The organism is Citrobacter sp. Cpo103 (assembly GCF_030332605.1).
GTDB classification, from domain to species: domain Bacteria; phylum Pseudomonadota; class Gammaproteobacteria; order Enterobacterales; family Enterobacteriaceae; genus Citrobacter; species Citrobacter portucalensis.
The window spans coordinates 1,223,878-1,249,437 of sequence record NZ_JAOWHO010000035.1 but is presented as its reverse complement, the minus strand read 5'-3'; the positions used below and the strand labels follow the sequence as shown (position 1 = coordinate 1,249,437).

Here is a 25,560-nt window from a genome sequence, read left to right as displayed (position 1 = left end):
TTTGCCTGTAGTACACCGGATCGGCCACGCCGGCCATCCGGTCAGATGTATGCCGAAATCATCCTGGGAATAACTTCATGAGTATCACACTAACGTTTAACGCCGAACGTCGCGAAGTCTGGCGGCAACAGGGTTTATGGGGAGATGCTTCGCTTGGCGATTACTGGAACCAAACTGCCAGAGCCATGCCAGATAAAATCGCCGTGGTTGATAACCATGGCGCTTCATACACCTATGCTGCACTCGACAGCGCGGCCAGCAGTCTGGCAACCTGGTTTTTAGCCTGCGGTATTCAACCCGGCGATCGCATTGCCTTCCAGTTACCGGGCTGGTGCGAGTTTACGATTATCTACCTGGCCTGCCTGAAAACCGGGGCCGTTTCCGTACCGCTGCTGCCAGCGTGGCGTGAAGCAGAGCTGGTATGGGTGCTGAATAAGTGTAAAGCGAAGATTTTTTTCGCACCGACACTGTTTAAACAGACCCGACCGGTCGATCTGATCCTCCCCTTACAAAACCAGTTGCCGCATCTGCAACAGATCGTTGCCGTGGATAAACTGGCTCCGGCAACTACCTCGCTGGCGCTCAGTCAACTGCTTTTAGCTCCGCCTTTAACCCAGACGATTAATGTTCACGCCGATGAATTGGCGGCGGTGTTGTTTACCTCCGGTACCGAGGGAATGCCAAAAGGCGTAATGCTGACCCACAACAACATCCTTGCCAGCGAGCGTGCCTACTGTGCCCGCCTCAATCTCACCTGGCAGGATGTGTTTTTGATGCCCGCACCACTGGGACATGCTACCGGTTTTCTGCATGGCGTTACCGCACCGTTTTTAATCGGCGCACGCAGCGTATTGTTAGATATTTTCACCCCAACCGCCTGTCTTGATCTGCTGGAGCAACAGCGCTGTACCTGTGTGCTCGGCGCAACACCCTTCGTCTACGACATGTTGTGTAGCATGGAAAAGCGGTCAAGCGATATCTCATCACTACGCTTTTTCTTATGTGGGGGCACAACCATTCCCCAGAAGATTGCCCATGACTGCCAGCAGCTCGGCATAAAATTATTAAGCATTTATGGCTCGACTGAGAGTTCACCACATGCGCTGGTCAATCTCGACGATTCGCTTTCTCGCATGATGAATACGGACGGATATGCCGCTGCAGGCGTTGAAATTAAAGTCGTCGATGAAGCGCGCAATACGTTGCCCGCGGGGGTAGAAGGTGAAGAAGCTTCGCGTGGTCCCAATGTGTTTATGGGCTACCTCGATGAACCCGAACTCACCGCCCGCGCGCTGGATCAAGACGGCTGGTATTACAGCGGCGACTTATGCCGAATGGACGATGCGGGGTACATCAAAATCACCGGGCGGAAAAAAGATATCATTGTCCGTGGTGGAGAAAACATCAGCAGCCGCGAAGTTGAGGATATTTTATTGCAGCATCCTCGCATTCACGATGCTTGTGTTGTCGCGATGCCGGACGAACGCTTAGGTGAAAGGTCGTGTGCTTACGTGGTCCTAAAACCTCCGCATCATTCGTTGTCGCTGGAATCAGTGGTGGCCTTTTTTAGCCGCAAGCGGGTGGCAAAGTACAAATACCCTGAGCACATTGTGATCGTGGAGAAATTACCGCGCACGGCGTCCGGTAAAGTACAAAAATACCAGCTTCGTCAGGATATTATTCAGCGTTTGAGCGTGGAGAGTATTACAGGATAAAGCGCCGGATGGCGATGCTAACGCATCTTATCCGGCCTACGTTGAATAGGCCGGATAAGGCATGATATTACTTGTTCAGTTCAGCCAGACTCAGCCAGGTTTGTACGACGGTGTCCGGGTTCAGCGACAGGCTGTCGATCCCCTCTTCCATCAGCCAGGCCGCGAAGTCTTCGTGGTCAGAAGGTCCCTGGCCGCAAATACCCACGTATTTACCCTGTTTCTTGGCTGCACGAATCGCCATCGACAGCAGTGCTTTCACCGCGTCGTTACGCTCATCAAACAGTTCAGAAACCACACCAGAGTCACGATCCAGACCCAGCGCTAACTGCGTCATGTCGTTTGAGCCGATGGAGAAGCCGTCGAAGTACTCGAGGAACTGCTCGGCCAGCAAGGCGTTAGACGGGATCTCACACATCATGATGATCTTCAGTCCGTTCTCGCCGCGTTTCAGCCCCTGGCGTGCCAGCTCTTCCACCACCGCTTTCGCCTGAGCAACGGTACGTACAAACGGTACCATCACTTCAACGTTAGTCAGGCCCATGTCGTTACGGACACGTTTTACTGCGTCGCATTCCAGCGCAAAGCAGTCGCGGAAGCTATCGGCAACATAACGGCCCGCCCCACGGAAGCCCAGCATCGGGTTCTCTTCATGCGGTTCATAACGCTCACCGCCGACCAGGTTGGCATATTCGTTGGACTTAAAGTCCGACATACGCACGATGACGCGTTTTGGATAAAACGCCGCACCCAGCGTCGCGATCCCTTCCGTCAGACGACCTACGTAGAATTCACGCGGAGAATCGAAACCTTTCATCATGGCGCGGATTTCATTTTGCAGCTCAGGCGTTTGGTCATCAAACTCCAGCAACGCACGCGGGTGCACGCCAATCATACGGTTGATGATAAATTCCAGACGCGCCAGGCCGACGCCTTCATTTGGCAGACAGGCGAAGTCGAAAGCCCGATCCGGGTTACCGACGTTCATCATCACCTTCAACGGCAGATCCGGCATGGTCTCCACGCTGGAACTCTTCACGCTAAAGTCGAGCATGTCAGCGTAGACATAACCGGTGTCACCTTCGGCACAGGAGACGGTTACCTTCTCACCGTCTTTCATGCGCTCGGTCGCATCACCACAGCCCACCACGGCCGGGATCCCCAGTTCACGGGCAATAATCGCCGCGTGACAGGTACGGCCGCCACGGTTAGTGACAATTGCTGCTGCTTTCTTCATGATCGGTTCCCAGTCCGGGTCGGTCATGTCGGTAACCAGTACGTCACCTGGTTCGATACGGTTCATTTCGCTGATGTCATGAATGACTTTGACCGGACCCGCGCCAATGCGGTGGCCGATGGCGCGACCTTCAGCAATAATTTTACCCTGAGCATGCAGCGTATAACGCTCCATCACCTGGCCGCGAGAACGCACGGTTTCCGGACGCGCCTGAACAATGAACAGCTTGCCGGTATGACCGTCTTTCGCCCATTCGATGTCCATTGGACGACCGTAGTGCTTCTCGATTTGTACCGCCTGCTTCGCCAGTTCCTGCACTTCTTCGTTAGTCAGGGAGAAAATGTCACGTTGTTCCTGCGGGACATCTTCAATGGTCACCTGCTTACCGTGTTCCTGGGTCGGCGCGTAAATCATGCGGATTTTTTTCGAACCCATTGTGCGACGGACGATCGCCGGACGGTTAGCCGCCAGGGTCGGTTTGTGCACGTAGAATTCATCCGGGTTAACGGCGCCCTGCACGACCATTTCGCCCAGACCCCAGGCAGACGTAATAAAGACGACCTGGTCGAAACCGGATTCGGTATCGATGGAGAACATTACGCCTGAGGATGCGAGGTCAGAACGCACCATCCGCTGAACGCCAGCAGAGAGCGCTACGCCACGGTGGTCATAGCCCTGGTGAACACGATAAGAGATCGCGCGGTCGTTAAACAGCGAGGCAAATACGTGTTTGATGGCAACCAGTACGGCATCAAATCCCTGGACGTTGAGGAAGGTTTCCTGCTGACCGGCAAATGACGCATCTGGCATATCTTCTGCGGTAGCGGAAGAACGCACGGCAAAAGAGGCATTGGCATCGTCCGCTGACAGCTGCGCGTAGGCATCGCGGACGGCATTTTCCAGCTCTGGCTGGAAAGGAGTGTCGATAATCCACTGGCGGATCTGCGCCCCGGCTTTCGCAAGCTCGGTGACATCGTCGATATCCGTTTTATCCAGCAGCTCATAAATGCGCTGGTTTACACCGCTCTGGTCCAGAAACTGGTTAAACGCATCGGCGGTCGTTGCAAAACCATTCGGTACGGAAACACCCATACCTGAAAGGTTAGTAATCATTTCACCCAGGGAGGCATTTTTGCCTCCAACTCTGTCTACATCATTCATGCCGAGTTGGTTATACCAAAGCACCAGCGGTGACGAGCCATTGTTGGACATCGAACAATCCTTATATATGAACGAGGTTAGGAAACTCAATTTTGCGTAATTATCTTGGCATATTTACTCCGTCGAAAAAAACGGTGAATCGTTCAAGCAACTTTATTTTTTATTTTTTCAGATTGTTTCCGCATTTGCGCAAACCCGCGAACCACACGGGATCACCACAAAAACGACCGGTATAAACATTTGTTCCGAAAAATGAAATGTACTTTTCAGTAAATATAAAAATACCGTTTCATTTTATAAAATAGATGCAGCAATATTCGCTTCTGGCAAATTTTAATTTATGCTTTCAGAGAATTATATCTGCCCCAGGATGAGCAAAATGGATAATGCTGTTGATCGTCACGTATTTTATATTTCTGATGGTACGGCCATCACCGCCGAGGTATTGGGTCACGCGGTGATGTCGCAATTTCCTGTCACGATCAGCAGTATTACGCTGCCGTTTGTGGAAAATGAGAGTCGTGCGCGCGCGGTTAAAGACCAGATTGACGCGATCTATCAACAAACTGGTGTGCGCCCTTTGGTGTTTTACTCCATCGTCCTGCCGGAAATTCGCTCGATCATTCTGCAAAGCGAAGGATTTTGTCAGGATATCGTGCAGGCGCTGGTTGCCCCACTGCAACACGAGATGAAACTCGACCCTACGCCTATCGCCCATCGCACGCACGGTCTGAATCCCGGTAACCTCAACAAGTACGACGCGCGCATCGCCGCCATTGACTACACCCTCGCCCACGACGACGGTATTTCGTTGCGCAACCTCGATCAGGCGCAGGTGATCCTGCTCGGCGTTTCCCGTTGCGGCAAAACGCCGACCAGTCTTTATCTGGCCATGCAGTTTGGTATCCGCGCGGCCAACTACCCCTTTATTGCCGATGATATGGATAATCTGGTGCTGCCAGCATCCCTTAAGCCGTTGCAGCATAAATTATTCGGCCTGACCATCGACCCTGAGCGCCTGGCAGCCATCCGCGAAGAGCGTCGTGAGAACAGTCGTTACGCCTCGCTGCGTCAGTGCCGTATGGAAGTCGCTGAGGTAGAAGCGCTGTACCGGAAAAACCAGATCCCCTGGCTGAACAGTACCAATTATTCGGTAGAAGAGATTGCTACCAAGATCCTCGATATCATGGGACTAAATCGCCGCATGTACTAGAATGCTAGTGCATTGGTTCGATTTTTTGTTATTATGCTCGCCACCAGGCAGGATGAGTGTGATATTGTGATGTACATCACTTCCCGGTAGTCCTGCCGTTGAAGCAACAAATTTCTGAGACAAGTAATGAACAGAACCGATGAACTCCGTACTGCGCGTATTGACAACTTGGTCACTCCAGCAGAGCTTGCGCAACGGCATCCTGTTTCGTCCTCCGTCGCCCGTCATGTTACGGACTCCCGACGTCGGATAGAAAAAATTTTAAATGGTGAAGACCCCCGTTTACTGGTGATCGTAGGTCCCTGCTCGATTCACGATCTTGATGCCGCGATGGAATACGCGACACGATTACAGGCGCTGCGCACTAAGCACCAGGCGCGTCTGGAAATCGTGATGCGTACCTATTTTGAAAAACCACGCACCGTCGTAGGCTGGAAAGGCCTGATTTCCGACCCGGATTTGAACGGCAGTTATCGTGTAAACCACGGTATTGAACTGGCGCGAAAACTGCTGTTGCAGGTCAACGAACTGGGCGTCCCCACGGCGACTGAATTCCTCGACATGGTGACCGGCCAGTTTATTGCCGATTTAATCAGTTGGGGAGCTATTGGCGCGCGCACCACCGAAAGTCAGATCCATCGTGAAATGGCCTCCGCGCTCTCCTGCCCGGTCGGCTTTAAGAACGGAACGGATGGCAACACGCGCATCGCCGTCGATGCGATTCGCGCCTCCCGCGCCAGTCACATGTTCCTCTCGCCGGATAAAACTGGCCAGATGACCATTTATCAGACCAGCGGTAACCCTTACGGGCATATCATCATGCGCGGCGGTAAAAAGCCGAATTATTATGCTGAAGATATTGCTGCCGCCTGCGATACCCTGCACGAATTTTCTCTGCCTGAGCATCTGGTGGTCGATTTTAGCCACGGTAATTGCCAGAAGCAGCATCGCCGTCAGTTGGAGGTTTGTGATGACGTGTGCCAGCAAATTCGTAACGGTTCAACGGCAATAGCCGGGATCATGGCGGAGAGTTTCCTGCGTGAAGGCACGCAAAAAATCGTTAGCGGCCAGCCGCTGGTTTACGGTCAGTCCATTACCGACCCATGCCTGAACTGGGAAGATACTGAACTGTTGGTTGAAAAACTCGCCTCTGCAGTTGATAGCCGTTTTTAATGCTGTTCGCCGGGCAATATCACTTTGCCCGGCGCTAATCCCTTGTTTTTCCCTTGATTGTTGTGCAAAAAACGTTCTCGTCACAATTATTTCACAAAAACGCTTGCCGCAAATTTGCAGTTTGATGATAATGATTATCATTGTTACATTGATTGTTATTTTTAAACACTATGTCACGTATGGATAACACAACGGCAACGCCAGCAAAAGACAAAACACCGCCTTCCGTCGCGCCACACGACCGACGAATTGACAGTAAAACCCTGCTGGGTAACGAAGGACGCGTGATCATAGAACATGATGGTCAGCACTACCTGCTGCGCCAGACCCAAGCCGGAAAACTCATTCTGACTAAATAAACAACACATTTCGCCAGCCACCCAGGTCATACCCAGGCAGCCAGCGCTTTTCGATTTCCTAATGGAGAGTTGCTATGCCTTACCTGCACACCGCTTCCCTGCGCCCATCGCTGTTGGCGCTTGCGATTGTCAGTAACCTGCCCGCCGTCGCCTATGCGGCGGCCGAGGATATGACCGTTACCGCCACCGGCAATGCCCGTAGCGCCTTTGAAGCACCGATGATGGTCAGCGTCATTGACGCCACCGCCCCAGAAAACCAAACCGCCAGCTCAGCTGCCGACCTGTTACGTAGGGTTCCAGGCCTGACCCTTGACGGTACGGGCCGTACCAACGGCCAGGACGTGAATCTGCGCGGGTACGATCGACGCGGCGTTCTGGTGCTGGTTGACGGCGTTCGCCAGGGAACCGACACCGGACACCTGAACAGTACCTTCCTCGACCCGGCGCTTATCAAACGCATCGAAGTCGTGCGTGGTCCTTCCGCACTACTGTACGGTAGCGGCGCGCTAGGCGGCGTGATCGCCTATGACACTGCAGATGCCAAAGATCTACTGGAAGTCGGGCAAAACAGCGGTTATCGCGTGTTCGGTACCGCGGCGACCGGCGATCACAGTCTCGGCATGGGCGCCAGCACGTATGGCCGTACCGATACGCTGGACGGACTGCTTGCCTGGTCCAGCCGCGATCGCGGTGATTTACGCCAGAGTGACGGTACTACTGCGCCGAATGACGAAGCAATTAACAATATGCTGGCGAAAGGTAGCTGGAAAATTAACAGCGCCCAGACGCTGGCCGGTTCGCTGCGTTACTACAACAATGACGCCCGGGAACCTAAAAACCCGCAGACCAGCACGGCGGATGCCAGCAACCCGATGACCAACCGTTCAACGATCCAGCGTGATGCGCAACTGACCTACTCGCTCGCTCCGGCGGACAATGACTGGCTGAACGCTGACGCCCGTATCTACTGGTCCGAAGCGCGCATTAATGCTCAGAATGCAGATAACACTAGCGAATTTCGCAAGCAAACCACCAAAGGCGGGAAGATCGACAACCGCAGCCGCCTGTTTACCGACTCTTTTGCATCTCACCTGTTGACCTACGGCGGTGAATACTATCGTCAGGAACAACAGCCTGGAGGAGCAACAACTGGCTTCCCGGAGGCAAAGATCGATTTCAGCTCCGGCTGGCTACAGGATGAAATCACCCTGCGCGACCTGCCGATTACGCTGCTGGGCGGTACCCGTTATGACTCTTATCGCGGCAGCAGCGACGGCTATGAAGATGTCGATGCCGACAAATGGTCATCCCGCGCCGGATTAACAGTTGCGCCAACTGACTGGCTGATGCTGTTCGGTTCATACGCTCAGGCTTTCCGTGCCCCGACTATGGGCGAGATGTATAACGATGCGAAACACTTCTCGATTGGTCGTTTTTACACCAACTACTGGGTACCTAACCCTAACCTGCGCCCGGAAACCAACGAAACACAGGAATCCGGATTTGGCCTGCGCTTTGACGATCTGCTGATGGCGAGCGACGCGCTCGAATTTAAAGCCAGCTATTTCGACACCAAAGCGAAAGATTACATCTCCACCAGCGTCGATTTCGCCGCTGCGACAACCACGTCCTATAACGTACCCAACGCCAAAATCTGGGGGTGGGACGTGATGGCGAAATATTCCACCGACCTGTTCAGCCTCGACATGGCCTATAACCGCACACGCGGAAAAGATACTGACACAGGTGAATACATTTCCAGCATTAACCCGGATACCGTCACCAGCAAACTGAATGTGCCGGTTGCGCACAGCGGTTTCTCTGTCGGCTGGATAGGGACATTTGCTGACCGTTCCACGCATATCAGCAACAGCTACACTAAACAGCCTGGCTATGCGGTAAACGATTTCTACGTGAGCTATCAGGGCCAACAAGCGCTGAAAGGCATGACCACCACGCTGGTACTGGGCAACGCCTTCGACAAAGAGTACTGGTCGCCGCAAGGCATTCCGCAGGATGGTCGTAATGGCAAAATTTTCGTGAGTTATCAGTGGTAATCACTTTTCCCCGGTTCGCCGGGGCCGCAATCTGGAAGGAAGAGACAATGAATCATTACACACGCTGGCTGGAACTGAAGAAAGAAAATCCTGGCAAATACGCACGTGATATTGCGGGGTTGATGAATATTAGCGAAGCCGAACTGACCTTTGCACGTGTCGGTCACGACGCCTGGCGCTTACGTGGCGAAGTGCGTGAAATTCTCAGCGCACTGGAAACAGTGGGCGAAACCAAATGTATTTGCCGCAATGAATACGCAGTACATGAGCAGGTGGGTGCTTTTACCAATCAGCACCTCAACGGCCATGCTGGGCTGGTTCTCAATCCGCGCGCCCTCGATCTGCGTCTGTTCCTGAATCAGTGGGCCAGCACCTTTCATATCAGCGAAACAACCGCCCATGGTGAGCGTCAGAGCATTCAGTTCTTCGACCATCAGGGAGATGCGCTGCTGAAGGTCTATACCACGCCAAATACCCTCGTTGAGGAATGGGCGGCGTTGCTGACCCGTTTCATCTTTGCAGAAAACCCGCCGCTGGTGCTGCAACCTGCCAACAATTCTGCGCCTGCCACCGTCACGGTCGACGCACAGACCGTTGATCAAGAGTGGCGAGCAATGACCGATGTCCACCAGTTCTTCGGTCTGCTGAAACGCCACGATCTCACCCGCCAACAGGCGTTTAATCTGGTTGGCGACGATCTGGCCTGTAAGGTTTCTAATAGTGCACTGGCGCAGTTACTCGATACCGCGCGTCAGGATGGCAACGAAATTATGGTTTTTGTGGGTAATCGCGGCTGTGTACAGATTTTTACCGGTGTGATTGAAAAACTGGTACCGATGAAAGGCTGGCTGAACATCTTCAACCCAACCTTTACCCTGCATCTGCTGGAAGAGAGCGTGGCCGAAACGTGGGTGACGCGCAAACCGACCGCCGATGGTCACGTCACCAGTCTGGAACTGTTTGCTGCCGACGGTACGCAAATCGCACAACTGTATGGTCAACGTACGGAAGGCGAGCCGGAACAGACGCAATGGCGCACACAGATTGACGCGCTAACGCCAAAAGGACTGGCCGCATGAAAAAACTGCTGGCCCTGATCGCGCTGCTGCCCTTCGCCGCACTTGCTGCGCCTGAGGAGCGAGTTGTTGCCCTCGGTGGCGATGTCACCGAGATCGTATACGCACTGGGAGCACAACCCTCCCTTGTGGCGAGAGACAGCACCAGCCAGTGGCCTGCTGCGGCAACCGCGTTACCTGATGTTGGTTATTTGCGCCAGCTCAACGCCGAAGGGATCCTTGCCACACGCCCTACGCTGGTCCTTGCCAGCGCGCAGGCGCAGCCTTCTCTGGTGTTAAAACAGATCGAGCAGAGCAATGTCAGGGTTGTCACGATCCCGGCAAGCAACGATCTTAACGCGATTGATGAAAAAGTTCGGGTTATCGCCGAGGCTACTCATCGGGAGGCCGACGGCGAAACGCTGCGCGCAACGTTACGTCAGGAACTGGCGACGCTCCCGTCATCTGAACTTAATAAACGTGTGCTGTTTATTCTCAATCATGGCGGGATGACAGCGATGGCGGCGGGCCAGCAAACCGGAGCCGATGCGGCGATTCGTGCCGCAGGTCTACGCAACGCGATGCAGGGCGTTAATCGCTATCAGCAGCTGTCACAAGAAGGCGTCATTGCCAGCCAGCCCGATCTGGTAGTGATTTCACAAGAAGGTGTTAAGGCGATGGGTGGCGAGGCAAACCTGTGGGCGCTACCGGGACTTGCGCAAACACCTGCCGGCAGGAATAAACAGGTATTGCAGGTTGACGATATGGCGCTGTTGGGCTTCAGCGTTCGCACGCCACAGGCTATTTTGCAGCTTCGAGCTAAAGCGGAGCAATTGCCCTGATGTCCCGGCGGATCACCTGTTCGTTGTGGATGTTGGCATTGATGCTGGTTGTAATGACGGTTCTGGCTACCGGTTTTGGCGCGTTGCGCCTGCCGGTAAGTCTGCTCTGGCGTGATGGCGATGAGGCACTGCGTCAAATCTGGCTCACGATTCGTCTGCCCCGCGTCCTGCTTGCGCTGGTGATTGGCGGCTCTCTGGCGCTCGCTGGCTGCGTGATGCAGGGGCTGTTTCGCAATCCACTTGCAGACCCTGGATTACTGGGAATAAGCAGTGGTGCCGCCTGCGCTGTGGCCCTGTGGGTGGTGCTGCCTGTCTCCTTGCCCGCGCTGCTGATGTTGTATGCTCCAATGCTGGCCGCTTTTTTTGGCGCGCTGGCGGCAACCGTAGTGATTTTTATCCTTAGCCAACAGCGCGACGGTTCACTATCACGCCTGCTGCTGGTCGGCATTGCCATTAACGCGCTCTGTGGGGCGGCGGTTGGCGTTTTGTCGTGGGTCAGTAATGATGCGCAACTGCGCCAGCTGTCGCTATGGGGAATGGGAAGTCTGGGGGCCGCGCAGTGGTCCACACTGTTGGCTGTCACTTCACTGACAATCCCGACAGTGCTGATCATCTGGCGACTTGCTCCGGCGCTGAATCTTCTGCAGCTGGGTGAGGAAGAGGCGCATTATCTCGGCGTTGATGTGCGTACAATCCAGCGTATTTTGCTGCTTTGTAGCGCATTACTGGTTGCCTCAGCCGTGGCGGTAAGCGGCGTGATTGGCTTTATCGGGTTGGTCATCCCACATTTAATACGTATGTGGCTCGGCTCAGACCATCGGGCCGTTATTCCGGGTTCCGTGCTGGCGGGCGCGTTTTTATTGCTGATTGCCGACACTCTGGCCCGTACGGCGGTTGCGCCTGCGGAGATGCCGGTCGGTCTGTTGACCAGTCTTCTCGGCGCACCGTGGTTTTTATGGCTTATTTTTCGTCAGCGAGGAGCGCATGGCTGAACATTTCATCGCTGAAGGGCTTCACTATCACGTAGCTGGCAGACCAGTGATTGACGACGTATCGCTCGCCCTTACAAAAGGTGAACTGGTGGCGCTGATCGGCCCAAACGGTGCGGGGAAATCCACTCTGCTACGCTTGCTGACCGGTTTTCTGAAACCGGCTACCGGGCGCTGCGTGCTGTCGGGCAAACCGCTGGAGGAGTGGCCTACCCAGAAGCTGTCACGACACCGGGCGGTGATGCGTCAGCAAACACAGTTGGGGTTTGACTGGCCGGTAGAGGCCGTCATCGCGATGGGGCGCGCGCCCTGGAGCCAACGACCGGAACCTGGGCTTATTGCACAGGTAATGGAGATGACCGGATGTACGCCTCTGGCAGGCCGGCAATACGCCGCGCTTTCCGGCGGCGAGCAACAGCGAGTGCAGTTAGCCCGTGCGCTGGCGCAACTCTGGTGCGACGGTGCGCCTCGCGGTTGGTTATTCCTTGATGAACCGACCTCCGCGCTGGATCTTTACCACCAGCAGCATTTGTTGCGCATGCTAAAAACGCTAACCGCTTCGGGTGGGCTGCATGTGTGCATTGTGCTTCACGATTTGAACCTCGCCGCACTGTGGGCAGACAGAATAGTGCTGCTGCACAACGGCAGGCTGGTGTCGCAGGGAACACCGGAAACTGTGTTACAGGCCGATGATCTGAAGCGCTGGTACGGTGCTCAGGTACACGTTGGCCAGCATCCGGCCAACGCCTCCCCGCAGGTATTTCTGGCCCCTTAGCTTGAACAACTCACTTCCAGCCGTTTGCCCCAGTCAGGTGGACGGCTGGCATAGTCATCATCACGATCGGCAAACGGGGTACGCAACGCCTGGTGCAACCGATGCAGTTCAGCGTAATCCCCCTGCTCTGCCTGACTAATCGCCCGTTGCGCCAGCCAGTTACGTAATACCATCGCCGGATTTGCCGCCTTCATCTGTGTTTGTCTGACTGCATCGGCAATATTGTCTTGCTGAAGGCGCGAGCGATACCGCGTGAACCAGTCGTCAAATGCTGCGCGGTCGATAAACTCATCGCGCAACGGAGATTGCGCACTGTGCTGCTCCGTTTCGCTGAGCATGCGAAACGTTCGCGTATAGTCGCTTCTTTCTCGCGCCATCAGGCTAAACAGTTCGCTAAGCAGTTCGTTATCGTCTTTCTGCTCGCTAAAGAAGCCGAGCTTTTGCCGCATCCGCTGACCGTAGCGAGTTAACAGCGCCAGCTGGTAACTGTCCAGCGCATCATTGAGCGCCTTGACCGGGATAAATGGCGACAGGGTTTGCGCCAGACGTTGCAGGTTCCACAACGCGGCGGCCGGTTGATTATCGAAACTGTATCGCCCCTGGTTGTCAGAGTGGTTGCAGATATAATCGGGCACGTAATCATCAAGAAAACCGAATGGACCGTAATCCATCGTCAGACCCAGAATCGACATGTTGTCCGTGTTCATAACACCATGTGCAAATCCTACCGCCTGCCAGTCAGCGATTAACGTCGCAGTACGCGTGACAACATCGTTAAACCACAGCTGATACTTATCGGCTTCTTCCTGCCATTGCGGCCAGTAATGGCGAATCGCAAAGTCAGCCAACTGGCGCACTTTTTCCGGCTCTCGGCGATAGTAAAAATGCTCAAAATGGCCAAACCGCATATGGCTTTGCGCCACGCGAATGAGCATCGCCCCCGCTTCGACCGTTTCGCGATAAACCGGCGTGTCGCTGGTGACAATCGACAATGCCCGCGTGGTCGGTATTCCCAGGTAATGCATCGCTTCACTGGCCAGGCTTTCACGAATGGTCGAGCGCAGCACGGCACGCCCATCACCCATGCGGGAATACGGCGTGAGTCCGGCGCCTTTCAGGTGCCAGTCAAACGTTGAACCATCCGCGAGCTGTTGTTCGCCCAGCAGGATCCCACGTCCGTCGCCAAGCTGACCAGCCCAGACGCCGAACTGATGCCCACTATAAACCTGGGCTAAAGGCGACATCCCGGGAAGCAACGATTCGCCTCCCCAAACGCCTGCACCAGTCGGAATATCAAATAGCGCCGCAGGAATTGCTAATTGCTCCGCCAGCGCATCGTTATGCCAGATAAGGCGCGCGTTTTTCAGAGGGGTGGGTGAAAGCGCGGTATAGGTTGCTGGTAGTTCATCACGCCAGCGAGTGGTAAAAGACAGGGTCATAGGGCCTCCTGCCTCTAGTGTAGACTGTTAATAGCCTGTTAAACACCAGCAAATAAAAGGGTTATATCTTAGCGAGCGAAATTATCTGCGCAGGAGGCACCGCAGGCCACAATCCTCCCTGCATGGCACTGAATCCCACAGGCAAGACGCGCTCCAGCATCTCTTGTGTATCAATTCCGCTAATGATTATTGACTCACAGCTGGGCGATAGTTGCGCCAGAATAGCCCGCATAAACGGTTCAAACGAAATATGTGCAATCCTTTGTTGAACAAAGTTTTTATCCAGCACGACGCGTTTGAACAGGCCGTCAAAAATTGCCCGGGTTGATATACCACCAGAACCATAGTTTGTCAGGACTAATGGAAATCGCGCAGCAAGTGCGGCCAATATTGGATTATCTTTACCTTTGTTTAACTCCGGATAGCTTTCATTAATAGTCAGCTCCAGAAATGAAAATCGTTCAACTTGTGAAGCAAGTTCAGTATCTGATAATAAAGTATTAGCAACTGCTGGCGTTAAATTAATCCAGGCGGATACTTTTCGCTGAATAAAGAAATGTTGGCACGTTTCGATTAATTCTAGTTTTTCTACAAATAAACGACATTGTTCGTCGTCTGACATCCGAGGTAGGACCAGCTCGGTGGGTATACGCACATCCCCATGCGCACTGGCGAAACTGGTGATGATATCGACGAATTCAAGATCGCCTTTTTCGCTTCTCGCAGGAAGAAAAGAGAACTCAGAATGGTAAAGATTATCCAGTGAAACAATCATCGTGCCAGCCCCGCTGCATGGGTGTTATCCGGCATCCTGTAGCAAAGGATGGAGAAATACGTTACTGCTGATGCAAGTAGAGGCCCTTTCATTTTTCCCTTTTTAGCCGGTAAATCGAATCCTTTTTTTTAGCTTATCCTGATTATAAGCGAATATCCAGCTTTGCACTTTTTAATATCTCGGAATAAATCATATTTTTAGCAAGATACGCTCTTAATGTTCAGGGGTATTGTCTAACCAAAAGCAGAAATAAAAGTTAACTTTCAAATGGTGATGTTAAGGCTGCGCACTCGATGGCAGCCTCGGAGTTACGGGGGATTAAATACGTCGTGCCTGCCAAAAGTTTTTACGCCAGTAAACGTTATCCAGAGACGAGCGCATCACGCCACGGCTGGTTGAAGCATGAATAAACTGATTATTGGTATCGTAAATACCAACATGCAGACCGCTTTCCCCAGACCCGGTTTTAAAGAAAACCAGATCGCCTGGCAGCAAATCATCTTTATCAATTTCGGTACCAATCTTTGATTGCGTACGCGTATCGCGCGGAAGTTGCAGGTCGAATTTATCGCGCATCGTCATCAAAACAAATCCAGAACAATCCACCCCACTACGACTCATACCGCCATAACGATAGGGTGTGCCATGCCAGGTTTGGAGCTGATCATTAAGACCGGCGATAACGGCAATAGAATCCGACAAGCGGGCATTTGGCGCAGGCGCACGATGGCTGCTGCAGCCCGCCAAAAACAATGCTGTGATGAAAAGGAGCCAAAAGCGCATTCAGTACGAATCCTCTGAATTTTATTTTTATGCCAATTTAGCGTGGAAATTATATGATTTTCAAGAACCCATTTCACTTAAGTGGTTGATATGAGCATTCTGTGCCCTTCAATATCCAAACGTCGGAAGTTGACGCCATAGGCCGCAGACAGATTGGCCGGCGTCAGTACCGCATCTCGTGAACCACTGGCAAGCAGTTTCCCGCGTTTGAGTAGCCAGGCTTTATGCGCATGGCGTAAGGTGTGATTAAGGTCATGGCTACTCATCACAATCGCTATGCCCTGCAAACACAGCTGACTCAACAGTCGGTCCAGTGCGTTTTGTTGCGCGACGTCCAGACTGTTCATCGGCTCATCCAGCAGTAAAAGCTGACCTAATGGATTCGCTTGTGGGCAAATCTGCAGGATAACCGCAGCCAGGCGCACACGCTGCCACTCACCGCCGGAGAGTTGGTTCACGCCGCGCCCCAGTTTATCTCCCAGACCGAGCGCATCAGCGATCTCCTGTAACAGATCGGTGCGTGCTTTGTCGGGTTGATGCAGCGTCAGAAAATGCCAGACCGGCATGGCAAACGGCGGATTTTGCTGTTGCGCAAGATAGGCGCGATATTGCGCCAGCCTGGCGGCCGGCCATTCCTCCAACGGCATATCACCAAAAGTGATACTGCCCTCTCCGTTTGTCAGACCCGCCATACGCGCCAACAGCGTACTTTTTCCGGCACCGTTTGGTCCCACTAAATGCAAGATCTCTCCTGCTTTTATCTCACCAGAAAGCGGGCCGAGACGGGTCGATTCCGCGACGTCCTGTAGCTGCATCAATCGAGACATTAGTTTGCCAGCGCCTGCTTGATGGTTTGCACCAGGATGGGATCCTCAGGCGTCATATCCGGTGAGAATCGTTGCAGCACTTTTCCATCGCGACCCACTAAAAACTTCTCGAAATTCCACAGGATATCGTCCGGGTAGAGCGGCGCACGACCTTTGCTCGCCATTCGCTCGTAGAACCCACTGTCCGCAGGCGCAACGGCCGTTGGCGCGGCATCAATCAGCTTCTGATACAGCGGATGGCGTCCCTCGCCGTTGACGTCAATTTTGCTGAACATCGGGAAAGTTACGCCCCATGTGGTACTGCAGTACGTTTTTATTTCCTCTTCGCTGCCCGGCTCCTGGCCCAGAAACTGATTGCAAGGGAAACCAAGAACGCTGAAGCCCTGTTGGTGCCAGGCTTTCTGCAGATTCTCCAGTTGCTCGTACTGCGGCGTCAGCCCACATTTTGAAGCAACGTTGACGATTAACAGCACATTCCCGGAATACGGCTGCAGTGAGGTAACCTCGCCGTCGATGGTCGTCACTTCTGTATCGAGGATAGTGTTTTGCATAGCATCTCCAGAACAACAGGTGGATTTTCAGTTTTTAATCATAGACCGAACCAACGCGTTCTAGCGCGCGGCTTTTAACAATAGCCAGATAAATACCGGCGCACCCATAGTGGCCGTTACCACGCCGATAGGTAACTCAGCCGAGGCCAGCACCAAACGCGCGACAACATCAGCAAACAATAATGCGATTGCGCCAGCCAACGCACAACCTGGCAGTAAAACACGGTGATCGGTGAGGCCGCACAGTCGCAAAATATGCGGGATCACAAGCCCAATAAAACCAATCGCCCCTGCCAGAGCCACGCTCACGCCAACCATCCAGCCTGTGGCAACCACCAGCAGGTTGCGCCAGAACCATAATGGCAGTCCCAGCTGACGCGCAGAAGTCTCTCCTAACGCCAGCATATTCATCGGCTGCGACTGACAGCAGATCCACACCAGTACCGGAATCAACGCCACCATGAGCCAAGCCTGATGCCAGTCTACGCCACCGAAGCCCCCCATCATCCAGTACATCAGCTGTCGTAAGTCAAACGAGGTAGAGAAGTAGATAGCCCATGTCATCAGCGCGCTACAGATTATCCCCAGCGCCACCCCCGCCAGCAGCAGACGGCTGGTAGACAGATGTCGACGGGCGAAACGTAGCAAAATAAGCGTGATAATCAGCGCCCCGGCAATGGCGCAAAGGCCCAACGCCCAGCCGGGGAGTTGCCCCTGCCCCAGCAGCACCGCCGCGATAAGCCCGACTCCCGCGCCGTTAGATACGCCCAGTAATCCAGGCTCTGCGAGCGGGTTTTCAAACAGAGCTTGCATCACTGCGCCAGATAAGGCCAATGCAGCGCCTACCAGCAAAACGGCAAGAGTACGGGGAAGTCGAATTTGCCAGACGAACAGATCGCCGCGGGCGCTGAACCAGTCGCCGGGAGCGATCCATTGTTCTCCTGCGCACAAGCTTAGAATCGTTGCCAGTAGCATAAGTACTGACAGTGACAGTATCCAGCGTACGTTTCGACGCTGCTGTTGATGGGCGAAAGTCAGCATGTTTTCCATTCTGCTGAAAAGAGATGGAGGTGATTCTACGGTGCTGATTCGGTAGTGAAAAGGAAAAAGGCCGCATAGCGGCCTTTTTAGTTATACGCGTCATACTCTGCGTATCGTTAAATCACTCTTCTTTGGGCGTTGCGTTTTCAACCCGGCTTTTTAACTTCTGTCCGGGTCTGAAGGTCACCACGCGCCGTGCTGTAATGGGAATATCTTCGCCCGTTTTCGGGTTACGGCCCGGACGTTGATTCTTATCACGCAGATCGAAGTTACCAAAACCAGAGAGTTTTACCTGCTCACCATTTTCCAGAGCACGACGGATCTCTTCGAAAAACAGCTCGACCAGTTCTTTGGCATCCCGCTTGCTAAGCCCAAGCTTATCAAACAGATATTCTGACATTTCAGCTTTTGTAAGCGCCATAGGTTCAATCCCTCAATGATGCCTGGAATCGCTCTTTTAATGCCTCTACACATTTGGCGACGGTAGCGGCAATCTCCTCTTCTTCAAGTGTACGGCTGGTATCCTGAAGGATCAGGCTGATAGCGAGGCTCTTATAGCCCTCCGCAACACCCTTACCGCGGTACACGTCAAATAAGTTTACGCCAACTACCTGATTTACGCCAACTTTCTTACACTCGGATAAAATATCCGCAGCGGGAACGTTTTCTGCCACAACGACTGCGATATCGCGACGGTTCGCTGGGAAGCGAGAAACTTCACGCGCCTGAGGCACCACGCGGTCTGCGAGCTTATTCCACTCCAGTTCAAACACCAAAGTGCGACCGTTCAGATCCAGTTTACGTTCCAGTTCAGGATGAACAACCCCAATGAAACCAATACGTTCACCTTTCAGATAAATCGCCGCAGACTGACCCGGATGCAGTGCTGGATTCGCTTCAGCTTTGAACTGAATGTCCCCCAGTTTTCCGGTCAGGTCGAGAACTGCTTCCAGATCGCCTTTCAGATCATAGAAATCAACGGTCTCTTTTGCCAGATTCCAGTGCTCATCATGACGGTTACCGCAGATCACGCCAGCCAGCATCAGATCCTGACGGATCCCGAGGTTGGCCTGCGTATCTGGCACGAAACGTAAACCCGTTTCGAAAATACGTACGCGGTTCTGCTGACGATTCTGGTTATACACTACCGTAGACAGCAAGCCGGTCCACAGGGACAAACGCATTGCCGACATATCAATAGAGATTGGGCTTGGCAGCAGCAGCGCTTCTTCACCCGGGTGCAGCAGCGACTGGACTTTCGGGTCGACGAAACTATAGGTAATGACTTCCTGATAGCCTTTGTCATTCAGCATGGTTTTTACACGTTTCAGCGACAAATCCGCTTCACGATGCGTACCCATGATAAGACCCGCCTGAATCGGCGTGTTCGGGATATTGTCATAACCGTATACGCGGGCGACTTCTTCGACCAGGTCTTCTTCGATTTCCATATCGAAACGCCAGCTCGGCGCGACCGCTTTCCACTCATCCTGCCCTTCCGACACGTCACAACCCAGACGACGCAGAATATCGCTCACCTGCTCATCGGCAATATGGTGTCCGATCAGACGATCCAGTTTGCTACGACGAAGCGTAATGGTTGCGCGTTTTGGCAGCGTGGCTTCGTTCGTCACGTCAATGACTGGGCCCGCTTCACCGCCGCAGATATCAATCAGCAGGCGCGTTGCACGTTCCATGGCCTTATGTTGCAGCGCAGGATCGACACCACGCTCATAGCGGTGAGATGCATCGGTGTGCAGGCCGTGACGACGCGCGCGACCGGTAATAGACAGCGGGCTGAAGAATGCACATTCCAGCAGGACGTTTTGTGTTTCATCGTTCACGCCGGAATGTTCGCCACCAAAGATGCCGCCCATCGCCAGCGCTTTGTTGTGGTCCGCAATCACCAGCGTATCTGCATTCAGCTTCGCTTCGCTTCCATCCAGCAATACCAGGGTCTCACCTTCTTTTGCCATACGGACAACAATTCCGCCTTCAATGCGGTCCTTGTCGAATGCGTGCATCGGCTGGCCCAGTTCGAGCAGCACATAGTTAGTCACGTCGACCACGGCATCGATAGAACGAATACCGCAACGGCGCAGTTTTTCTTTCATCCACAGCGGGGTCGGCGCTTTAACATTGATGCCTTTTACCACGCGCCCCAGATAGCGTGGGCAGGCTTCCACGGCTTCGACCTGAATCGGCAGGACGTCGCTAATAGTCGCGGCTACTGGCGCGATTTCCGGCTCAACCAGCGGGGCTTTGTTCAGTACAGCAACGTCACGCGCTACACCGATGATGCCTAAGCAGTCGGCGCGGTTCGGCGTGACGCTGATTTCGATGGTGTTGTCGTCAAGCTTCAGGTATTCACGGATATCGGTGCCAATTGGCGCATCGGCAGGCAGTTCGATAATCCCGTTATGATCGTCGGAAATACCCAGCTCGGAGAACGAACACAGCATGCCTTCAGATGGTTCACCGCGCAGTTTCGCGGCTTTAATTTTGAAATCGCCCGGCAGAACGGCACCAACGGTTGCCACAGCCACTTTCAACCCCTGACGGCAGTTTGGCGCACCGCAGACGATATCCAGCAGGCGGTCGCCGCCTACATTCACTTTGGTGACACGCAGTTTGTCAGCGTTAGGGTGTTGGCCGCATTCAACCACTTCACCTACCACAACGCCGTTAAACGCGCCGGAAACAGGTTCCACACCGTCAACTTCCAGACCCGCCATCGTGATTTGGTTTGACAGCGCATCGCTATCAATCGCCGGATTTACCCATTCGCGTAACCACAGTTCACTGAATTTCATTGTTTTATCCTGCCTTTATTTAAACTGTTTGAGGAAACGCAGATCGTTTTCGAAGAAAGAACGCAGATCGGTAACGCCGTAACGCAGCATGGTCAGACGCTCCATACCCATACCGAATGCAAAGCCGGAATAGATTTCCGGATCGATGCCAACATTACGCAACACGTTCGGGTGAACCATCCCGCAGCCCAGCACTTCCAGCCATTTGCCGTTTTTGCCCATCACGTCAACTTCCGCAGATGGTTCAGTAAACGGGAAGTAGGAAGGACGGAAACGTACCTGCAGGTCTTCTTCAAAGAAGTTGCGCAGGAAATCGTGCAGCGTGCCTTTCAGGTTGGTGAAGTTGATGTTGGTATCAACAATCAGCCCTTCCATCTGGTGGAACATTGGGGTGTGAGTCTGATCGTAATCGTTACGATATACGCGGCCCGGGGCGATAATACGGATCGGCGGCTGTTTTTCTTTCATGGTGCGGATCTGCACGCCGGAAGTCTGCGTGCGCAGCAGACGCGTCGCGTCAAACCAGAAAGTGTCGTGGTCAGCGCGCGCCGGGTGATGGCCAGGAATGTTGAGCGCATCGAAGTTATGATAGTCATCTTCGATTTCCGGACCGGTCGCCACGGTAAAGCCCAGCTCACCGAAGAAACTTTCAATCCTGTCGATTGTACGCGTTACAGGATGCAGACCGCCGTTTTCGATACGACGCCCAGGAAGGGAGATATCGATCGTTTCTTCAGCCAGACGAGCATTCAGTGCAGCGCTTTCTAATTCGGCCTTACGTGCGTTCAGCGCTTGCTGTACCTGCTCTTTAGCTTCGTTAATCACCGCACCTGCTGCCGGGCGCTCTTCTGGCGGCAGTTCGCGCAGGGTTGTCATCTGAAGGGTCAAGTGCCCTTTCTTGCCCAAATATTCGACGCGGACATTGTCTAACGCGGCAACATCTGAAGCCTGGTTAATGGCGGCCGTTGCACTGGCAACCAGCTCTGCGAGATGTGACATGGTTTTCCTCGTTATGTTGCGATATTCACTAGTCGCTCGTATATACGCAAAATCATTCAAGTTGTATCAACGCGGCCAAAGAGCGAATGCAGCCAATATAGAGACAACTTGAAGGATGACGCGTATAAAAAAAGCCTCCACCAGGGAGGCTTTTAGGCGCTGTTTTCCGTTTCTTCTTTCACGCGCAAGCCTCCTGAGTTCAGGTGCTAAAGTAAAAGAAGAAGCGGAAAATAGCAGCATTCATGCTTGCGTTACCTTGTGTGGTAAAAACCGGACAACCTTTATTGAAAAGGCTTACGGATAAATTGTCAACTAATTGATTGCTCTACAAATAAAAGAGAGGGAGCCAGGCTCCCTCTTTTCACCGGCTTATGCCAGAGCTGCTTTCGCTTTTTCGACCAGAGCGGTGAACGCTACTTTGTCGAATACTGCGATGTCAGCCAGGATCTTACGGTCGATTTCAACAGAGGCTTTTTTCAGGCCGTTGATGAATTTGCTGTAAGAAATACCGTTCTGACGTGCTGCTGCGTTGATACGCGCAATCCACAGTTGACGGAACTGACGCTTTTTCTGACGACGGTCACGATAAGCGTACTGACCAGCTTTGATAACAGCCTGGAAGGCAACGCGGTATACGCGAGAACGCGCACCGTAGTAGCCTTTAGCTTGTTTCAAAATTTTCTTGTGACGTGCACGGGCAACTACACCACGTTTTACGCGAGCCATATGTGCTCTCCTGTATCTATATTCTTAGTAAAAAAATGAATTAAACGTTAACGGCTTATGCGTACGGCAGGCACGCGATAACCAGACCCAGATCGCCTTTAGACACGAGGCCTTTTGGACGCAGGTGACGTTTACGCTTAGTAGATTTTTTGGTCAGAATATGACGCAGGTTTGCGTGCTTACGCTTAAATCCACCACCACCGGTTTTTTTGAAACGCTTAGCAGCACCGCGTACGGTCTTAATTTTTGGCATTTTAATAACTTCCACTTCGCATTGTTAATAAACGAAACGTAGGCGAACAACGGCTGTGGAACCCGTAGGCTCCACAGACATTGCTACTTGAAGGCCTTACTGTTTCTTCTTAGGAGCGAGCACCATGATCATCTGGCGGCCTTCGATCTTCGTAGGGAAGGATTCGACTACTGCCAGTTCACTCAGATCGTCACGGACGCGGTTGAGCACTTCCATACCGATCTGTTGGTGGGCCATCTCACGACCGCGAAAACGCAGCGTGATCTTAGCCTTATCGCCATCTTCCAGAAAGCGTACCAGGCTGCGGAGTTTTACCTGGTAATCGCCATCGTCGGTGCCAGGACGGAATTTAATTTCCTTAACCTGGATAACTTTTTGCTTTTTCTTCTGTTCCTTAGAAGACTTACTCTTTTCATAAAGGAACTTGCCGTAGTCCATAATACGACAAACTGGCGGTTCGGCGTTAGGGCTGATTTCAACTAAATCTACTCCAGCTTCTTCAGCTTTTTCGATCGCTTCTCTCAGACTCACAATACCCAAAGCTTCGCCTTCCAGACCTGTTAAGCGAACTTCCAGGGCGCGAATCTCGCCATTGATACGATTCGGACGTGCCGTTTGAACTCGTTTTCCGCCTTTAATACCTTATTCCTCCAGTTGTTGAAGACTGCGGCTGCGAATCTCTTGTTGCAGCTTCTCAATCACTTCATTTACGTCCAGGCTGCCCAAGTCTTTGCCACGACGGGTGCGCACGGCAACTTTGCCTGCTTCTACCTCTTTGTCGCCACAGACCAACATGTAAGGGACACGACGTAAAGTGTGCTCGCGGATTTTAAAGCCAATCTTCTCATTTCTCAAGTCTGCTTTTACACGAATACCCGCATTTTGTAGTTTCTGCGTTAATTCGTTAACGTATTCAGACTGAGAATCGGTGATGTTCATGACCACAACCTGAACCGGCGCGAGCCAGGTCGGGAAGAAGCCAGCGAACTCTTCGGTCAGGATACCGATGAAACGTTCCATCGACCCAAGAATTGCACGGTGAATCATAACCGGAACCTGACGCTCGTTGTTTTCGCCAACGTAAGAGGCGCTTAAACGGGACGGCAGGGAGAAGTCCAGCTGTACAGTACCGCACTGCCATGCACGATCGAGGCAGTCATACAGGGTAAATTCAATTTTCGGACCGTAGAACGCGCCCTCACCCAGTTGGAACTCAAACGGGATGTTGTTTTCTTCCAGCGCAACGGCCAGGTCAGCTTCAGCACGGTCCCACATTTCATCGCTACCGATACGTTTTTCGGGGCGAGTGGACAGTTTGACGACGATTTTCTCGAAGCCAAAGGTGCTGTACATATCGTAGACCATACGAATGCACGCGTTAACTTCATCACGAATCTGCTCTTCAGTACAGAAGATATGTGCATCATCTTGAGTGAAGCCACGAACACGCATCAGGCCATGCAGCGCACCTGACGGTTCATTACGGTGGCAGCTACCAAACTCAGCCATACGCAGCGGCAGATCGCGATAGGATTTCAGACCCTGATTAAAGATCTGCACGTGGCCTGGGCAGTTCATTGGCTTAATGCAGTATTCACGGTTCTCAGAAGAGGTGGTGAACATTGCATCTTTGTAGTTGTCCCAGTGACCTGTTTTTTCCCACAGCACACGGTCCATCATGAACGGACCTTTCACTTCCTGATACTGGTATTCTTTCAGTTTTGAGCGAACGAATACTTCCAGTTCACGGAAGATAGTCCAGCCATCGTTGTGCCAGAACACCATACCCGGTGCTTCTTCCTGCATATGATACAGGTCAAGCTGTTTACCGATTTTACGGTGATCGCGTTTGGCCGCTTCTTCCAGACGTTGCAGGTAGGCATTCAGGGCTTTTTTATCTGCCCATGCAGTACCATAAATACGCTGCAGCATCTTGTTATTGCTGTCGCCACGCCAGTATGCCCCTGCAGTCTTCATCAGTTTGAAATGATGGCAGAAACGCATGTTCGGCACGTGCGGGCCACGGCACATATCGACATATTCTTCATGATGGTACAAGCCAGGCTTGTCATCATGGGCAATGTTTTCATCAAGAATGGAGACTTTATAGGTCTCGCCACGCTTCACGAAGGTTTCACGCGCTTCGTACCAGCTGACTTTCTTCTTAATGACATCGTAGTTTTTCTCAGCGAGCTCGTGCATCCGCTTCTCGAGCGCGTCGACATCTTCCTGGGTTAACGTACGGTCAAGATCGATATCGTAGTAAAAACCGTTATCAACAACCGGTCCGATCGCCATTTTGGTGTGCGGCCAGAGTTGTTTGATCGCGTGCCCTAACAAGTGCGCACAGGAGTGACGAATGATCTCCAGACCTTCTTCATCCTTCGCGGTAATGATGGAGAGCTTCGCATCATGCTCAATCAGATCGGAAGCATCTACGAGCTCACCGTCAACACGGCCAGCAATAGTGGCTTTCGCCAGACCTGGACCGATGTCCAGCGCAACATCCATGGGGCTTACAGCGTGGTCGTAATGGCGTTGGCTGCCATCAGGAAGAGTAATAACAGGCATGTTATATCCTTATTTGCAGTGGTGACCCACACGTAAGATCACATACAAAGAGAAAATTTATTTGTTTACAATAAGTTGCGCAACCATCTAACCAACAATCGCTAAATTGGTACACAATCTGGTACACAAATGAAAAACTGACATCCTCAGTCCCTCACCCGGCAAAACGATGGTAACACTAAAAAAGTGGTGATTGCACCACTCTGTTT

24 protein-coding genes and 1 other annotated feature are annotated in these 25,560 nt (G+C 52.8%); of the genes, 9 read left to right on the top strand and 15 right to left on the bottom strand.

The features are described from left to right. The first annotated feature begins 77 nt into the window (after positions 1–77). Positions 78–1,715, top strand: a complete 1,638-nt coding sequence (gene fadK / locus OGX89_RS22625; RefSeq protein ID WP_003832607.1) for a medium-chain fatty-acid--CoA ligase — start codon at positions 78–80, stop codon at positions 1,713–1,715. A gap of 67 nt (positions 1,716–1,782) precedes the next feature. Here the strand turns inward: fadK and ppsA are convergent, their stop codons facing one another. After that, positions 1,783–4,161, bottom strand: a complete 2,379-nt coding sequence (gene ppsA, locus OGX89_RS22620) for a phosphoenolpyruvate synthase (protein WP_003832604.1) — start codon at positions 4,159–4,161, stop codon at positions 1,783–1,785. A 328-nt stretch (positions 4,162–4,489) separates the two neighbouring features. On the opposite strand from ppsA, the gene ppsR reads away from it, so the two are divergent. The 8 genes from ppsR to OGX89_RS22580 all read left to right on the top strand — a co-directional run bounded on the left by ppsR (position 4,490) and on the right by OGX89_RS22580 (position 12,573). After that, on the top strand, positions 4,490–5,323 hold the full coding sequence (gene ppsR / locus OGX89_RS22615) for a posphoenolpyruvate synthetase regulatory kinase/phosphorylase PpsR (RefSeq protein WP_003030553.1): 834 nt from the start codon (positions 4,490–4,492) through the stop codon (positions 5,321–5,323). A gap of 126 nt (positions 5,324–5,449) precedes the next feature. Further along, positions 5,450–6,496 (top strand): 3-deoxy-7-phosphoheptulonate synthase AroH, encoded by a 1,047-nt coding sequence (gene aroH / locus OGX89_RS22610; RefSeq protein WP_003832600.1) that lies wholly within the window; start codon positions 5,450–5,452, stop codon positions 6,494–6,496. Positions 6,497–6,666: 170 nt separating this feature from the next. Then, positions 6,667–6,855, top strand: coding sequence for a hemin uptake protein HemP (gene hemP / locus OGX89_RS22605; protein WP_063941503.1), 189 nt, complete (start codon positions 6,667–6,669; stop codon positions 6,853–6,855). A gap of 74 nt (positions 6,856–6,929) precedes the next feature. Then, positions 6,930–8,912: a TonB-dependent hemoglobin/transferrin/lactoferrin family receptor gene (locus OGX89_RS22600; RefSeq protein WP_126956227.1), complete on the top strand. Its 1,983-nt coding sequence runs from the start codon at positions 6,930–6,932 to the stop codon at positions 8,910–8,912. Positions 8,913–8,959: 47 nt separating this feature from the next. Further along, positions 8,960–9,991, top strand: coding sequence for a hematinate-forming heme oxygenase ChuS (gene chuS, locus OGX89_RS22595; RefSeq protein ID WP_126956225.1), 1,032 nt, complete (start codon positions 8,960–8,962; stop codon positions 9,989–9,991). Then, a complete protein-coding gene (locus OGX89_RS22590) occupies positions 9,988–10,809 on the top strand; it encodes a heme/hemin ABC transporter substrate-binding protein (protein WP_126956223.1) in 822 nt (273 codons plus the stop codon). The genes chuS and OGX89_RS22590 overlap by 4 nt, the downstream gene beginning before the upstream one ends. Next, a complete protein-coding gene (locus tag OGX89_RS22585) occupies positions 10,809–11,801 on the top strand; it encodes a FecCD family ABC transporter permease (protein WP_126956221.1) in 993 nt (330 codons plus the stop codon). Before OGX89_RS22590 ends, OGX89_RS22585 begins: the two co-directional genes overlap by 1 nt. Next, entirely contained in the window at positions 11,794–12,573 is a 780-nt protein-coding gene (locus OGX89_RS22580) for a heme ABC transporter ATP-binding protein (RefSeq protein ID WP_126956219.1), read from the top strand. The genes OGX89_RS22585 and OGX89_RS22580 overlap by 8 nt, the downstream gene beginning before the upstream one ends. Here OGX89_RS22580 and selO read toward each other — a convergent pair. From selO to thrS, 14 genes are all read right to left on the bottom strand, one after another. Continuing rightward, positions 12,570–14,012 (bottom strand): protein adenylyltransferase SelO, encoded by a 1,443-nt coding sequence (gene selO, locus OGX89_RS22575; RefSeq protein WP_126956217.1) that lies wholly within the window; start codon positions 14,010–14,012, stop codon positions 12,570–12,572. The two genes, OGX89_RS22580 and selO, sit on opposite strands and share 4 nt — an antisense overlap. Before the next feature lie 61 nt (positions 14,013–14,073). Next, the gene (locus tag OGX89_RS22570) at positions 14,074–14,787 is read right to left on the bottom strand and encodes an EAL domain-containing protein (protein ID WP_063941497.1); all 714 of its coding nucleotides are present in this window, start codon (positions 14,785–14,787) and stop codon (positions 14,074–14,076) included. A 318-nt stretch (positions 14,788–15,105) separates the two neighbouring features. Then, positions 15,106–15,570, bottom strand: a complete 465-nt coding sequence (locus OGX89_RS22565; protein ID WP_003832591.1) for an NlpC/P60 family protein — start codon at positions 15,568–15,570, stop codon at positions 15,106–15,108. Between the two features lie 77 nt (positions 15,571–15,647). Continuing rightward, a complete protein-coding gene (btuD, locus tag OGX89_RS22560) occupies positions 15,648–16,397 on the bottom strand; it encodes a vitamin B12 ABC transporter ATP-binding protein BtuD (RefSeq protein WP_008784579.1) in 750 nt (249 codons plus the stop codon). Continuing rightward, on the bottom strand, positions 16,397–16,948 hold the full coding sequence (locus tag OGX89_RS22555; protein WP_003832585.1) for a glutathione peroxidase: 552 nt from the start codon (positions 16,946–16,948) through the stop codon (positions 16,397–16,399). The genes btuD and OGX89_RS22555 overlap by 1 nt, the downstream gene beginning before the upstream one ends. 60 nt (positions 16,949–17,008) lie before the next feature. After that, positions 17,009–17,989, bottom strand: a complete 981-nt coding sequence (gene btuC, locus OGX89_RS22550) for a vitamin B12 ABC transporter permease BtuC (protein WP_003832584.1) — start codon at positions 17,987–17,989, stop codon at positions 17,009–17,011. 121 nt (positions 17,990–18,110) lie between these two features. Continuing rightward, entirely contained in the window at positions 18,111–18,410 is a 300-nt protein-coding gene (gene ihfA, locus OGX89_RS22545; protein WP_003030571.1) for an integration host factor subunit alpha, read from the bottom strand. Positions 18,411–18,414: 4 nt separating this feature from the next. Then, a complete protein-coding gene (gene pheT / locus OGX89_RS22540) occupies positions 18,415–20,802 on the bottom strand; it encodes a phenylalanine--tRNA ligase subunit beta (RefSeq protein WP_126956215.1) in 2,388 nt (795 codons plus the stop codon). Positions 20,803–20,817: 15 nt separating this feature from the next. Continuing rightward, on the bottom strand, positions 20,818–21,801 hold the full coding sequence (gene pheS, locus OGX89_RS22535; RefSeq protein WP_003832580.1) for a phenylalanine--tRNA ligase subunit alpha: 984 nt from the start codon (positions 21,799–21,801) through the stop codon (positions 20,818–20,820). A 124-nt stretch (positions 21,802–21,925) separates the two neighbouring features. Further along, positions 21,926–22,050 (bottom strand) — a sequence feature (Phe leader region). Then, positions 22,001–22,045 carry a pheST operon leader peptide PheM gene (pheM, locus tag OGX89_RS22530; protein WP_001386830.1) on the bottom strand — a complete coding sequence of 15 codons (45 nt, stop codon included), beginning with the start codon at positions 22,043–22,045 and terminating at the stop codon, positions 22,001–22,003. (Overlaps the previous feature by 45 nt.) 120 nt (positions 22,051–22,170) lie before the next feature. Continuing rightward, positions 22,171–22,527, bottom strand: a complete 357-nt coding sequence (gene rplT, locus OGX89_RS22525; protein WP_003030578.1) for a 50S ribosomal protein L20 — start codon at positions 22,525–22,527, stop codon at positions 22,171–22,173. 55 nt (positions 22,528–22,582) lie between these two features. After that, positions 22,583–22,780, bottom strand: coding sequence for a 50S ribosomal protein L35 (gene rpmI, locus OGX89_RS22520; protein WP_003030583.1), 198 nt, complete (start codon positions 22,778–22,780; stop codon positions 22,583–22,585). 96 nt (positions 22,781–22,876) lie between these two features. Then, on the bottom strand, positions 22,877–23,419 hold the full coding sequence (gene infC, locus OGX89_RS22515; RefSeq protein ID WP_048997935.1) for a translation initiation factor IF-3: 543 nt from the start codon (positions 23,417–23,419) through the stop codon (positions 22,877–22,879). A 3-nt stretch (positions 23,420–23,422) separates the two neighbouring features. Further along, on the bottom strand, positions 23,423–25,351 hold the full coding sequence (gene thrS / locus OGX89_RS22510; protein WP_003832572.1) for a threonine--tRNA ligase: 1,929 nt from the start codon (positions 25,349–25,351) through the stop codon (positions 23,423–23,425). Positions 25,352–25,560 lie beyond the last annotated feature (209 nt).